This window comes from Acidaminobacter sp. QWL-03, from assembly GCF_058683855.1.
Genome location: NZ_CM178752.1, coordinates 2427080 through 2440553, shown reverse-complemented (window position 1 = coordinate 2440553; position 13474 = coordinate 2427080). Strand labels below are relative to the sequence as shown.

Here is a 13474-nt window from a genome sequence, read left to right as displayed (position 1 = left end):
GCGGACTGGCCGCTGCCGAGTTTATTATACCACTTTTTGTTTCGGGGCTGCTGTAATGTCTGCGATGATCTCCTATTCAAACTTGTCGTAATAGATATGCTCTTTCGCCATTTTCTTCTGTCTGAGCAGATCCACCACGCCGTCGATCATGACCGGACTGCCGCACAGATAGGCTTCCATGTTGCTGGCGTCCGAAATGTACTTCTCGATGAGGTCGGTGACGCGGCCCTTTTCGCCGGTCCAATTATCCTCAGGCCGAGGCCTGGACAAGCACGGCATAAATGTGAAATTAGGCAGCTGAGTCTCAATTTCCCTGAGCTCGTCCATCATGAAAAGGTCTTCGCCCGTTCTCGCCCCAAAGTAGAAGGTCGCTTTGCGCTCGCTCTTGATTTCCACCATGTGCTTCAGAATGGACATGATGGGCGCCATACCGGTCCCGATCGCTGCCAGGACGATCTCCCGGTCACTTTCATGATAGTGGAAATCTCCGAAAGGTCCAACAACGGTCAGTTTGTCGCCTTCCTTCAGATATTTGTGGATAAAAGTACTGCACTTGCCATCCTGAATATAACCCAGGAACAGTTCCACCTTGTGCTTGTCCACAGGACTCGAAGCGATAGAGTAAGCCCTGTAAACTTCTTCGTCACTTTCTTTGTAGATAGGCGTCAGGATCTGGATATACTGACCCGGTTTAAAATTGATTTCATTCTCCTCGGGCAGCGTAAGACCCACATGCATGATGGTTGGTGTCAGAAGCTTCAGCATGTCGACCTTATAGTCATACTGGCGGACATTGAAGAGTTCCTCGGGAATCTTAATTTTGATGTTTTCCTTGACCTTGCACTGGCACGCCAGCCGGATCCCTTTCTTTTGCTCTGCGGGCGTGACATAGCCGGCTTCGGTGGGAAGAAATTGTCCGCCGCCTTCCAAAACCTCAACTTTGCAGTAACCACAGCTCCCTTTGCCGCCGCAGGCAGAAGGAATAAAGATCTCCTCATCCACCAGGGTCGACAATAACGAACTGCCGCCATCCACTTTGTATTCTTTTTCGTCGTTAATAATCAAAGTCATTTCACCATAGTTGCCGATGGTCTTATTTGCTATTGAGAGCAGCAGTGCGAGCGCCCCTGAGATGCCACTGACCGAGAGGACGCTGATAATAATTTCATTCATGTTGGAAGCGCCTCCCTTCTATTGAATTTGAACGATACCCGAAAAACCGATAAAGGCCAGCGCCATGATCCCGGTTATGATCAAGGTGATCCCAGCACCTTCCAGGCCTTTCGGCAGTGGGTTGTTTTTAATTTTTTGCTTAATGCCCGCGAGGGTGACAATAGCCAGCGTCCAGCCAAGTCCTGAACCTACGCCGAAAGCCATGGACTGCAGAAGCGTATAGTCGCGGATGACCATAAAGAGCGACACGCCCAGAATCGCGCAGTTGACTGTAATCAGCGGCAGGAAGATGCCCAGAGCATAATACAAAGACTGGAAATACCGGTCTATGATCATTTCAACCAGCTGCGTAAAGGCGGCGATCACGATGATGAAAATGATAAACCTCAGGTACTCCAGGCCAAGTGGCACGAGGAGCCAGTGGTAGACCATCCAGTTGAGCAGGGTCGTGAAGGTCAGAACGAAGGTCACGGCCTGCCCCAGACTCAGGGAGGTCTTGATCTCGCTGGAGACCGCAATGAAGGAGCACATGCCGAGGAAATTGGAGAGAATCATGTTGTTGGTAAAAATAGCGGCGAAAAAGATGACGATAGGATTGATTTCACTCATGCTTTTGCGCCTCCTTTTTCTGTGGCTTTTGCATCCTTATTTGTATCAGGGAACATATTCTTTGTAATCCAGATCAGAATGCCCAGCATGAAGAATGCGCCCGGAGGCATGATCATGAGCGTCCAGTCCACCCACCAGCTGCCCAGGATTTCGATGCCAAACAGAGAACCGAAGCCCAGAAGTTCGCGGAAGAAAGCGATGACCAGAAGCACAACCGCGTAACCTGCGCCCATAAACAGCCCATCCAGGAAGGAGAGGTGAGGCGGGTTATTTTGCGCATAGGCCTCACAGCGGCCCATGATGATGCAGTTGGTGATGATCAGTCCGACATAAGGGCCGAGGGCGGCGCTGATGTCAGGCTGGTAAGCTTTCAGGAAAATGTCGACTATAATAACGTAAACCGCAATGATGAAGGTCTGCACCATCATGCGGATATGCTTTGGCGTAAACTGACGAATCAAGGATACAGTCAAAGAGGAGAAGGCGGTGACGAACATCAGGCCCAGACCCATGATCAGGGAGTTCATCATCAGGTTGGTGACAGCCAGGGAGGAACAGATGCCGAGGATCTGGCGAAAGACCGGATTGTCTTTCCACATGCCCAAAATTGCTAGTTTCTTGACATTTGAAGCCATATTATGCACCGCTCCTTTCTGCCTGGAGAATGCGTTCGATGGTGCTGTCTATAAGTTTTCGGATCGCGTCGGAAGTCAGTGTGGCACCGGAGATGGCATCTGCGTTGCCGCCGTCTGCAGGTTTGTAGATCACGACGCGGCCGCCGGCCTCAGGAATGGGCAGCTCTCTGAACTGTTCCTTATACCAGCTTTCGTCGATCCGACCGCCGAGTCCCGGCGTTTCCGAATGGGACACAAAATCCACACCCAGGATTTTGTCATACTCGGGTGAAACTGCAATATAGCCTTTGACGCTGCCCCAAAGTGCTGCGCCATTCATTGGAAAGACATACCCTATCAGGGTGTCGCCTTGCCGCGCCTCATAATACTCAAGATCGCCGAGAGACACTGGGGATATCATGGCATCATAAGTGCTGACGACGGCGTTGTCGTCCTCCGGATCCACTTCCACATCCAAAACGTATAGAATGGTGCGCTGTACCTTGAGTGCTTCGAGATCTGCGATGCGTTCTTTGGTGGCGTCGTTCATCAGAGCGAGCGCCAGAGTCAGGACGGCTGTCAGTGCAATCATAGCCAGTGTAGGATAAAGAATCTGCTTGTTGTTCTTTTTCTTTTTAGCCAACTTTCTCGCCCCCGTTTCCGGCCTTGGCGGATTTTCTGCTCTTCAGATATTTGACGAGCTCATCCAGGATTGGCGCGAAGGTATTGCCTATCAGAATGGCAAACATGATGCCGCCGGCGAAGAGGGCGAAGCCTCTGATAATAACTGTGACTGCGCCGATTAAAATACCATAGATCCATTTGGCCTCATTGGTTTTTGGACTTGAGATGGGATCAGTGGCCATGAAGACCGTACCGAAGAGCAGACCTCCTGAAAAAAGACCAAATAGCGGATGGGGGACTTGTGAGACGCCCATGGTAAAGAAGGCTGTACTCATAGCCAGATAGCCGAGAAGTACGCCGCCCATGGTTTCTTTGGAGGCAGTTTTGGTATAGATCAGGTAGATGCCCGCCAGAATGATGAGAATGGCACTGGTTTCGCCGAGAGATCCGCTGACGCTCCCAAAAGCGATATCAAAATATTCGGCAAGCTGACCGGTAGATCTGAAGGTGATCAGAGGTGTAGCGGTACTGAGTGCATCCACAGGCGGTGTCAAGTAAGTGCCAAAACCTCCAAGAAGCCCGGTGGCCGGCATGTTCCACTCGGTTGTCAGGAATTTTGGAAAGGAGACATAGACGAAGGCCCGTCCCACCAACGCCGGGTTAAAGACGTTGCGGCCAAAACCGCCAAAAGCTTCCTTGCCAAAAACAACGCCGAAGATGATGCCGACCGCTGCAACCCAAAATGGCGTCGCGGGCGGCAGTGTGAGTGAATAGAGGACTGCGGTGACGAATACGGCTTCGGTAACCGGTTTTTTGGAGTTGCGTTTAAAAGTCCATTCTGCCAGTGTTCCGAAAAGGATGCTGACCAAAATCAGCAGAAGTGAGCGCCACCCAAAAAAATAGACCGATGCCAGAATGATCGGTGCCAACGCGTACAGGACTTTACGCATCATTGGCTGTTTCATAAATTTTATTCCAAGAATCTCCGACAAAGACGAACCCCCCTCATGATGCTGTATAGGCCATATATATCCATTACAAAAACGATTAAAACATTCTTACTGTTGGATTATGATATAATTGTACCTGAGGTTTCGAGATGCATTTATTGAAGAAAAAGCTGACCCCAGACAGAGGTTGGCATGAAACAACGGCATAGATACGGGAAAACGGGGTGGCACAAGGTGAATAAGTTAAGAGCGGCACTGGAAGAGTGGGTCCGGGAGGAGGCGCTGGTCAAAGGAACGCTGAGTGGGAAAAAAACCAGCTCGGAAGTTGTCAAGGTCATAGTCAAGCCGGTCAAAATCAAAGCCGGAATAAAATTTCAATTTGAGTATCATGAAAAAAACAAGGTGGTCCATAAGAATCTCAATCGTTCGGAAGCGCTTGAAGAGATTGAGGTGCTGATGCAGACAAGGTTTAAACAGCTGGATCTGAAAACTGCAAGAGCAGATGTCAAGTTGTTTTCCAATTCGGCTGCTGATTGCCGCGTCCTGGTGAAAAAGCTGGACGACCGGGAGGGCGAGCGCGTTGTGGATTTGAGTCACAATCGGCAAAAAAACTACATTTTGGAGGAAGGCATTCCGGTGGATTATCTCGTCCATCTGGGTGTTCAAACGGCTGAAGGAAAAGTCGTCAAGAGCAGGTATGACAAATTCAGACAGATCAATCGATTTCTCGAATATGTGGAGGATCTCCTCAAGGTTCTGCCTAAAAGGGACAGACCGCTGAGAATTGTCGATTTTGGATGTGGAAAGGCTTATCTGACGTTTGCCATGTACGATTTTTTTACACGCAGACTTGGGCTTGAAGTGTCCATAATTGGCCTGGATCTCAAAGCGGATGTCGTCGCTTTCTGCAATAAGACTGCGGAGTCGCTGGGCTACAAGGGCCTGCGTTTTGAAGTCGGAGACATCCGGGACCATGCTGAGCAGGGCGAGGTGGATTTGGTTGTGACGCTGCACGCCTGTGATACGGCTACGGATGAAGCCATTGTCAAAAGTATAGGATGGAAAGTCGCGGCGCTGCTCAGCGTACCCTGCTGCCAGCATGAGCTTCACGACAGACTTCAGAATGACGCCCTCGAGCCAATACTCAAACACGGTATTTTGCGTGAGCGGATGACGGGGATTGTGACAGACGCTTATCGTGCCATGGTCATGGAAACCCTCGGATACGAGGTTCAGATCCTGGAATTTATCGATATGACACATACGCCGAAAAACCTTCTTCTGAGAGCGACCCGCCGCGGCCAAAAAGGAGATGAGGACAAGAGCCCGCTGTCGACGGCGGACTGGAGTGAGGTAGACGCTTTTGAGAGAACCTTTGGACTGGGTAAAACCTATCTTAGAACCCGGTGCGAAAGTGTCCAGTAAATAACGGGCAAAAGAACTATGTGTATACTGTATACAAAAATCTAAAATTTTATTTCGTTTAAGGGCTTGAAATTTTGGAAGCGTTGTAATTACAGGGTTTCAACGATGTGAATAATTGTATACAATTTAACAAACGGCGTTGACAGAGTGTATATTGTATACTATACTGGATTATGAAAACCAAAACTTTTCACACAAATAGTTAGGAGGCAAGTTGTCGATGAGTAAGAAAGTCATGAAAACCATGGACGGCAACACCGCGGCTTCATATGTCGCATATGCGTTTACTGAAGTTGCGGCCATTTATCCAATCACGCCATCTTCAACCATGGCAGAGCTCGTAGATGAATGGGCAGCCCATGATATGAGAAACATCTTCGGACAGCGCGTTCAAGTTACTGAAATGCAGTCTGAGGCTGGTGCCGCTGGCGCCGTACACGGTTCACTCCAGGCCGGTGCGCTGACGACGACCTTCACAGCATCACAAGGTTTACTCCTGATGATCCCGAATATGTACAAAATTGCCGGCGAGCTTCTTCCTTGCGTATTCCACGTCAGTGCACGTGCACTTGCAGGCCATGCGCTCTCCATCTTCGGCGACCATTCAGACGTTATGGCAGCACGCCAGACGGGCTTCGCGCTTCTCGCGTCAGGTTCGGTTCAAGAAGTCGTTGATCTTGGCGGCATTGCGCACCTTAGCGCCATCAAGTCAAGAGTGCCATTCCTCCACTTCTTTGACGGTTTCAGAACTTCACACGAAGTTCAGAAAGTTGAAATGATCGACTACGCTGACTTTGACAGACTGCTCGACAAAGAAGCGGTTGCAGAGTTCAGAAAGAAAGCGCTCAATCCTGAAAACCCAGTCACACGCGGAACAGCTCAAAACCCTGATATCTTCTTCCAGGCAAAAGAAGCGTCCAACAAGTTCTATACAGCGATCCCGGGCATTGTTGAAGATTACATGAAAGAAATCAGCAAGGTCACAGGAAGAACATACAATCTCTTCGATTACTATGGCGCACCAGATGCAGACCGCGTCATCGTCGCAATGGGTTCTGTCACGCAGACCATCGAAGAAACCATTGATTACTTAAATGCCCGCGGCGAGAAAGTCGGCCTCATTAAAGTCAGACTTTACAGACCGTTCGCACCTGAATACATGATGAAAGTCCTGCCAAAGACCGTCAAGAAAATTGCGGTTCTCGACAGAACAAAAGAGCCGGGTTCCCTTGGCGAGCCTCTATACCTCGATATCCGCAACGCGTTCTACAACACTGAGAATGCGCCGGAAATCGTCGGCGGCCGTTATGGTCTGGGTTCCAAGGACACGACGCCTTCCCAAATCAAGTCTGTTTACGAAAACCTCAAGAGCGACGCGCCTAAGAACAACTTCACAATTGGCATCAATGACGATGTGACGTTCCTGTCCCTAGAGTGCAAAGAGAGCATCGTCACAGAGTCTCCAAGCACAGTGCGCTGCAAGTTCTGGGGTCTTGGTTCTGACGGTACGGTTGGCGCGAACAAGAACGCTATCAAGATCATCGGCGACAAGACTGATCTTTATGCACAGGGTTATTTCTCTTATGACTCCAAGAAATCCGGCGGTGTCACGATTTCCCACCTTCGTTTCGGCAAGGAGCCAATCCGCTCCACTTACCTGATCGACGAAGCAGACTACATTGCGTGCCACAACCAAGCGTATGTCTATCAGTATGATCTCCTCAAAGGCCTTAAAGAGGGCGGCAACTTTGTCCTCAACTGCATGTGGACCGGCGACGAAGTTGAAGCCAATCTCCCTGCGGCTATGAAGCGCTACCTCTATGAGAAGAAGATCAATTTCTATACTATCGACGCAACTTCAATTGCGGAAGAAATCGGCCTTGGCAACCGCATCAACATGGTCATGCAATCCGCGTTCTTCAAGCTCGCAAACGTCATTCCTGTCGAGGATGCTGTGAGTTACCTTAAAGAAGCCAATGTCAAGAGCTACGGCAGCAAGGGCGAGAAGATCGTCGCTATGAACGACAAAGCTGTTGATGCTGGTATTGAGAAGCTCGTCAAATTTGAGATTCCAGAGTCCTTCAAAGATGCCAAGGATGCAGCAGAAGGCGCAGGCGAAGAGCTTCCGCGCTTCATTAAAGACATCCTGATTCCTATGAACCGCCAGGAAGGCGACAACCTCCCTGTCAGCACCTTTGTCGGCGCTGAAGACGGTACCTTTGAAGCGGGCAGCGCTGCTTATGAGAAGCGCGGCATCGCAGTCACGGTTCCTGAGTGGCAGGCAGCTAACTGTATCCAATGTAACCAGTGTTCTTTCGTCTGTCCTCACGCGGTAATCAGACCGTTCCTTCTGACTGCAGAAGAGAAAGCCAACGCGCCTGAAGGCTTTGAGACCATCAAAGCAATGGGTAAGGGCTTTGAAGAGCTTCAGTACAAGATTCAGGTCTCCACTATGGACTGTACGGGCTGCGGCAACTGTGCCGACGTCTGTCCTTCCAAGAACAAGGCCCTTGTCATGAAGCCTCTCGATACACAAGTCAACAAGGAAATTCCGAACTGGAATTATGCTGTCAAGCTTCCTGTCAAGGATGATCTCATGGCAACCAACACAGTTAAGGGCAGCCAGTTTGCACAACCGCTCTTCGAGTTCTCAGGCGCTTGCGCAGGCTGCGGCGAGACACCTTACATCAAGGTTGTCACTCAGCTTTACGGCGACAGAATGTCTATCGCGAACGCTACAGGTTGTTCATCCATCTGGGGCGGCTCCGCGCCTTCCACGCCATACTGCAAAAACGAAGAAGGCAAAGGCCCATCCTGGGCAAACTCCCTCTTCGAAGACAACGCTGAGTTCGGTATGGGTATGGTTCTTGGCAATACTGCAGTCCGCACGCTCATGAAAGACAAAGCGCTTGAGTTCGCCGGCGTGAATGTCGACGACGCTGTCAAGGCACCTTTCGCAGCTTGGGTTGAGGGTATGGAAGACGCTAAAGCTTCAAAAGAAGCTGCTGTCGGCATTCTCCAAATCCTCAATGACAACAGCGTAACAGACGCAAAAGCAAAAGAAATCCTCGAGTTCTTCGAGACACATAAAGACTTCCTGATCAAGCGCAGCCAGTGGATTCTCGGCGGCGACGGCTGGGCATATGACATCGGCTTCGGCGGCCTCGACCACGTTCTGGCTTCCGGCGAAAACGTCAACGTTCTCGTCTTTGATACAGAAGTTTACTCCAATACAGGCGGTCAGGCTTCCAAAGCTTCCCCGACAGCTTCTATCGCAAAGTTTGCCGCAGCCGGCAAGCGCGTGAAGAAGAAAGACCTTGGCATGATCGCAGCGACTTATGGCTATGTTTATGTCGCGCAGGTCGCAATGGGCGCTGACAAGAACCAGTTCATGAAAGCCCTCATCGAAGCTGAAAGCTACGACGGACCATCCCTCATCATTGCTTACGCACCATGTATCAACCACGGTATCAAGGCTGGCATGGGCAAGACGCAAAACAGAATGAAGGAAGCGGTAGACGCAGGCTACTGGCACCTCTGGAGATTTGACCCACGCCTCAAAGAAGCAGGAAAGAATCCGTTCATCCTCGACTCTAAGGCACCAACTGTTGCATTCCAGGAGTTCCTCAATGGCGAAGTCAGATACACTTCCCTCAAGAGCCAGTTCCCAGAAGTTGCTGACAAGCTCTTCGAGACAGCTGCAAAAGAAGCTAAAGATCGCTATGACGGCTACGTCCGTATGGCGAAGATGGAGTTTTAATCCAGCTTCCGTTTGAAAGATGATTCAACGAATAAACCCATCCCGGAGCGTTCCGGGATGGGTTTTTTAACAATCATGAAGTAAGCGGCTTAAACACAAGATGGAAGGCGGTGTTGATAGGCGCTAGCCGCTGACGCCACCTTCTATCTTGTGTTTCCTAGGTCAGTCGCTGGAGCAGTTCGGCAAGGGCTTCAACAGTCTCTGCCCGGTAAGCAGGCGCACAAAGGTCGAATTCCTCCCGGCTGCCATACCCATAGCCTACGGCGACGGTATCGATGCCACAGGCTCTAGCACCCTCCACATCATAATGTCTGTCTCCAATCATCAGGCAGTCCTCTGGTTTCAGCTGCTCCTGGCACAGCAGCCAATTCAGGACCTGAGACTTTTGGTCTCGAGTGTGATCCAGGGTACTTCCGGCAATTAAAGTAAAATAGTGATCCAGTTCGAGGTGCTTGAGCAGGGTTTCTGCAAAAACCTGGGGCTTTGAAGTAGCCAGGTAAACGGGGACGCCGGCCTGTTGAAGCTGCAATAAGAGTTGTGGGATTCCCGGATAAACACTGCATTCAAACAATCCGGTAACAGCGTAGTATTCCCGGTACTTTTCGACCGCCTCCCTGGATTTGGCGTCATCAAAGCCAAAGTAGCGCGAGAAGGATTCAGTCAGCGGCGGACCAATGAATGGTGTCAAAGAGTCGTAGTCAGATTCGGGGATCTCGATGCCGTAGTGTTTGAGCGCGTAGACAATCGCACGTGTGATGCCGGTCTTGGGCTCAATGAGTGTGCCGTCGAGATCAAAGATCAGATTTTTGAAGGTCATGGCGGCGTCTCCTTTCAAAGGTTCCTTTAAAATATACTGTGGGTCTCGAATTTACAGCGTTAGAGCGTAGATTTTTTGAATGTTCTTACGCAACTATGTTACACTAATGAGAGGCAAAAAGAAACCGGAAGGATGGCTGACCATGTTCGTACATACCCGTATTCGCTTGTTCTGCGAGCTCCATAGGGCTCAGCGCTGGCTGACTCATGAGGACTTCTTGGTCAAATGGCTGAAGGACGACATGACTCAGCTTGAGATCGCTGGCGTTGAGCCCCGCGAAAAAGTCGAGTGCTTTTGGAGTTTCGCTGATGATCAGGGCAATACCTTCAAAGATGCTGTTGTTTTCCATTTGATGCCTTGTGCCGCGAGAACTCAGTACTGTACAGAGATTCATCTGATGGTGCATCCGAATACTGCGAGGTTTGGACTGACAATGGGTGCTGCGGCCGAACTTGATCATGAGGCAGTCGAGTCATGGAGGAAGTCGGCCCTTGACTTTTGGAAGCAGCGACTTGAGTCCCTCAGACAATGTGTCAATGGTGACTGGGTTATTGAAGACCGTGACTTGAACCGCGGTGTACTGTTGAAAAGCCGCGTCTAGGTCGTTCGTGGTTTGTGCAGAAAAAAGCCGCCAGGCGTGATCGTCTGGCGGTGCTGATAAATCGAAATTAATAGAACTTCAGGGATTAGTGATTCAGCTCTATTCGCGTCTTAAGATTTCTGTTAAGATGACAAATGGCCAGCTTGGCTAAACTCATGACGGAGGCGCTGTTTTGAGCAGTTAAAAGCTCTTTGAATTCTACGATGAATTCGCGGGAATAATGACGGTGAAATCGAAGCTCTGCACCCATTTCATCCAGTGCTTCCTCAAGGTTGAAAGCAGGTGCCGCCAAGGCCTGACGCTTGGCGAGCCGTTCTTCCAAAGCTTTTGGAAAGCAAGTCATTTCGTAGTCGTAGAAGAGCCATGCTTCATCCGGATCCGGCGCCTGAATCAGTCCCGCAGTGCCGTGACCAATGGCAACAATAGGCTTCATATGCGCTTTCATGTGTTTCAAAATGCGTTTCAAGTCCTTTTGGTTAGGAAGATCAGCCAGAGCGCCTTTTCCGCCTGGAAGAAACAGTCCATGAAGGTGAAGGAGCATTTCTTCAGTGATATCTGAAAGTTTATAAGGGATCAGCAGTTCCGTCAGTCCGTCTACATAGCGTTCATAATCCTTGCGCTCTTCGGGCTTCAAGGAGGCGACACCCGCAGCATCAGCCAGTGGCGTGTCGCCGTCAGGCGTGGCAAACATAACTTGATATCCGGCGTCGATCAATGCTTTATGCAGGTCTGCAAGTTCACACAGATGATAACCGCAAGAGACGGAGGTCCCGTCTGACAAAGTCAGATTCCGGGCGGTGCTGATCACAGCCAGAACTTTTCCTTTGACAGCGCTGCGGCTTCGATCCTTACTGACTTCAAGTGACGGCGTGGATTCTTTTTTGGGGCCCAGTGAAAGGTCTGACATTCTGATCACCTCCTCCCTTATTTATACCTTTTTTTTAAAGAATTAAGCAGTATTTGAGTCAATGTGGCGCGAGCAGGGCATTAAATGGCCTGTAAATTTCAATAATTCAAAGAAACGGAGGTCCTATATGCTGGAAGTAGATATTCCATCTTATGGAAAACTCGTCTTTAAAAATGTAGTGTTCGACTACAACGGCACGGTAGCAAAGGATGGCGCGCTCATCGAGGGCGTCATGGAGCGCCTTCAGAAGCTGTCTCATACGGTAAAGATTCACATTCTCACTGCGGATACTTATGGTACAGTCAAAAAAGCATTTGAAGGTATGCGCATTGACGTTCATATTCTGGCAAGTGAGCACGGAACACAGGAGAAACTCGAATTCCTTAGAAAACTGGGCACTGACCGAACCATTGCAGTCGGAAACGGCAACAATGACAGCCTGATGCTGAAGGAATCCATCCTGGGGATTGCGGTCATTGGTGCAGAAGGCCTTGCGCGACGAGCACTGATGGATGCGGACCTGCTCTTTACGGACATCTTTGATGTTCTGGAAACCCTTGAAAATCCAAAGCGATTAGTTGCAACCCTGAGAGAGTAGGCCGCCATGCTGACATTTCACGACAGTCTGATCACCTTGTCTATGGTGGTCTTATGCATTGTCAGCGCAATCCTCCTGAAGATTTCACTCTTTTTTGGGTTTGCGACGGCAATCTTATTACTTTTAATCTTTTTCAGCAAAAAGGGCTTTTCTGTAAAGTCCATGGCGGAGGCAGCCCTTGTTGCGGTGCGGGGATGTACGGTAGTGTATGTCGTTATTCTCCTAATGGGTGTTTCCATAGCGGTCTGGATTGCGTCCGGCGTCATACCTGCCATAATTTATTACGGGCTTGACTGGTTCGCGAAGGAGACATTTCTAACAGCAGCCTTTCTGATCACTTTAATCGTCGCCATGATTATGGGGACAGGACTGGGTACGCTCAGTACCATCGGCATAGCGCTTATGGGTATTGGCAGAGGCTTTGGTTTCGAGCCGCCTTTGGTCCTGGGCGCGATTTTGTCAGGGTCCTATATCGCAGACAAGCTGTCCCCGGTGAATGGGCTGGTCAATCTGATGCTGGGTGTGGCTAAGCTGCCTTATAAGGTCTATGCCAGGGCGTCTCTGAAAACCACCTTGCCGGTAATTCTGCTCTGTATCTTCTTGTATTCCTGGATTGGAAGCGCGGCTGAAACCGTTTCCGCTGCGGTGGAGACACAGACGCTCCGGACTGCCTTGGCTGGGCAATACGTCATGAGTCCGCTGTTGTTCCTCATTCCGGCCATCCTTATTGGCTTGACCTTTAAAGGATTTAAAATTCACGTGGGCATGCTTGTGTGTATTTTGATTGGCAGTCTCACCGCGATCCTGGTACAGGGGGCTGGGGTGACTGAGCTCATCACCTGGCTGGCAAAAGGTTATAGGTTGTCACCTGATAGCGCGCCGCTTCTTGCGGATATACTGAAGGGCGGCGGGATTGCGCCTATGATGGAGGTGCTTTTGATCGTGCTCTGTGCGGTTGCTTTCAGCGGAATCCTGGAGCGGACGGACGCGCTGGCACCCATGATGAACAAGGTCATTTCGGAACAGGACGGTCCTGGCAGGCTTACTTTCAAGACTGGGCTGCTGAGCATACTTTTCCTGAGTGTGTCCTGTGATCAGACGCTGCCTATCCTCTTGCCCATCAAATCGCTCCGCAGCACCTTTGAATCCCGCGGTCTGACCATTGCGGATCTCGCGAGGACAGTTTCAGACACAGGCGTGATCATGGCGCCGCTTCAGTTTTGGAACGTCAACACTATCATCATAGTCGGCTTGACAGGCATCACGCCGGTTTTATATGCCAAATACAGTTTTCTCTTGTATTTGTTCCCACTGGTCACGGCAATTTACGCCTTGATCCTTGGAAGCCGTCACGGGCGGCGCAATCAACCCTCCACAACTGAAAAAGGAGTATGAC

General features: G+C 50.1%; 12 protein-coding genes. 5 read left to right on the top strand and 7 right to left on the bottom strand.

What is annotated here, in order from left to right; genetic code table 11:
• Positions 1 to 72: 72 nt before the first annotated feature.
• From AC4PHM_RS11550 to AC4PHM_RS11530, 5 genes are read right to left on the bottom strand one after another with little or no spacing between them, the layout of a single operon-like run.
• Positions 73 to 1173 (bottom strand): NADH:ubiquinone reductase (Na(+)-transporting) subunit F, encoded by a 1101-nt coding sequence (locus AC4PHM_RS11550; protein WP_492017908.1) that lies wholly within the window; start codon positions 1171 to 1173, stop codon positions 73 to 75.
• 18 nt (positions 1174 to 1191) lie between these two features.
• Positions 1192 to 1782, bottom strand: coding sequence for an NADH:ubiquinone reductase (Na(+)-transporting) subunit E (locus AC4PHM_RS11545; RefSeq protein ID WP_291399686.1), 591 nt, complete (start codon positions 1780 to 1782; stop codon positions 1192 to 1194).
• Positions 1779 to 2417 (bottom strand): NADH:ubiquinone reductase (Na(+)-transporting) subunit D, encoded by a 639-nt coding sequence (locus AC4PHM_RS11540; RefSeq protein ID WP_492017907.1) that lies wholly within the window; start codon positions 2415 to 2417, stop codon positions 1779 to 1781. The genes AC4PHM_RS11545 and AC4PHM_RS11540 overlap by 4 nt, the downstream gene beginning before the upstream one ends.
• A 1-nt stretch (position 2418) precedes the next feature.
• A complete protein-coding gene (locus AC4PHM_RS11535) occupies positions 2419 to 3039 on the bottom strand; it encodes an RnfABCDGE type electron transport complex subunit G (RefSeq protein ID WP_492017906.1) in 621 nt (206 codons plus the stop codon).
• Positions 3032 to 4012, bottom strand: coding sequence for an RnfABCDGE type electron transport complex subunit D (locus AC4PHM_RS11530; protein WP_492017905.1), 981 nt, complete (start codon positions 4010 to 4012; stop codon positions 3032 to 3034). Before AC4PHM_RS11530 ends, AC4PHM_RS11535 begins: the two co-directional genes overlap by 8 nt.
• A 192-nt stretch (positions 4013 to 4204) precedes the next feature.
• On the opposite strand from AC4PHM_RS11530, the gene AC4PHM_RS11525 reads away from it, so the two are divergent.
• Both AC4PHM_RS11525 and nifJ read left to right on the top strand, forming a co-directional pair.
• A complete protein-coding gene (locus tag AC4PHM_RS11525) occupies positions 4205 to 5395 on the top strand; it encodes a class I SAM-dependent methyltransferase (protein WP_492017904.1) in 1191 nt (396 codons plus the stop codon).
• 220 nt (positions 5396 to 5615) lie between these two features.
• Entirely contained in the window at positions 5616 to 9155 is a 3540-nt protein-coding gene (nifJ, locus tag AC4PHM_RS11520; protein ID WP_492017903.1) for a pyruvate:ferredoxin (flavodoxin) oxidoreductase, read from the top strand.
• A 157-nt stretch (positions 9156 to 9312) separates the two neighbouring features.
• On the opposite strand, the gene AC4PHM_RS11515 is transcribed toward nifJ, so the two are convergent.
• Positions 9313 to 9972, bottom strand: coding sequence for an HAD-IA family hydrolase (locus AC4PHM_RS11515; protein WP_492017902.1), 660 nt, complete (start codon positions 9970 to 9972; stop codon positions 9313 to 9315).
• Positions 9973 to 10114: 142 nt separating this feature from the next.
• Between AC4PHM_RS11515 and AC4PHM_RS11510 the strand changes: the two genes are divergently transcribed.
• A complete protein-coding gene (locus AC4PHM_RS11510) occupies positions 10115 to 10573 on the top strand; it encodes a hypothetical protein (RefSeq protein WP_492017901.1) in 459 nt (152 codons plus the stop codon).
• An 85-nt stretch (positions 10574 to 10658) separates the two neighbouring features.
• Here AC4PHM_RS11510 and AC4PHM_RS11505 read toward each other — a convergent pair whose 3' ends face one another.
• On the bottom strand, positions 10659 to 11480 hold the full coding sequence (locus AC4PHM_RS11505; RefSeq protein WP_492017900.1) for a type 1 glutamine amidotransferase family protein: 822 nt from the start codon (positions 11478 to 11480) through the stop codon (positions 10659 to 10661).
• A 127-nt stretch (positions 11481 to 11607) separates the two neighbouring features.
• Here AC4PHM_RS11505 and AC4PHM_RS11500 point away from each other — a divergent pair, with 127 nt between their 5' ends.
• Entirely contained in the window at positions 11608 to 12078 is a 471-nt protein-coding gene (locus AC4PHM_RS11500) for an HAD family hydrolase (protein WP_492017899.1), read from the top strand.
• Positions 12079 to 12084: 6 nt separating this feature from the next.
• Positions 12085 to 13473 (top strand): Na+/H+ antiporter NhaC family protein, encoded by a 1389-nt coding sequence (locus tag AC4PHM_RS11495; RefSeq protein WP_492017898.1) that lies wholly within the window; start codon positions 12085 to 12087, stop codon positions 13471 to 13473.
• Position 13474: the final 1 nt, after the last annotated feature.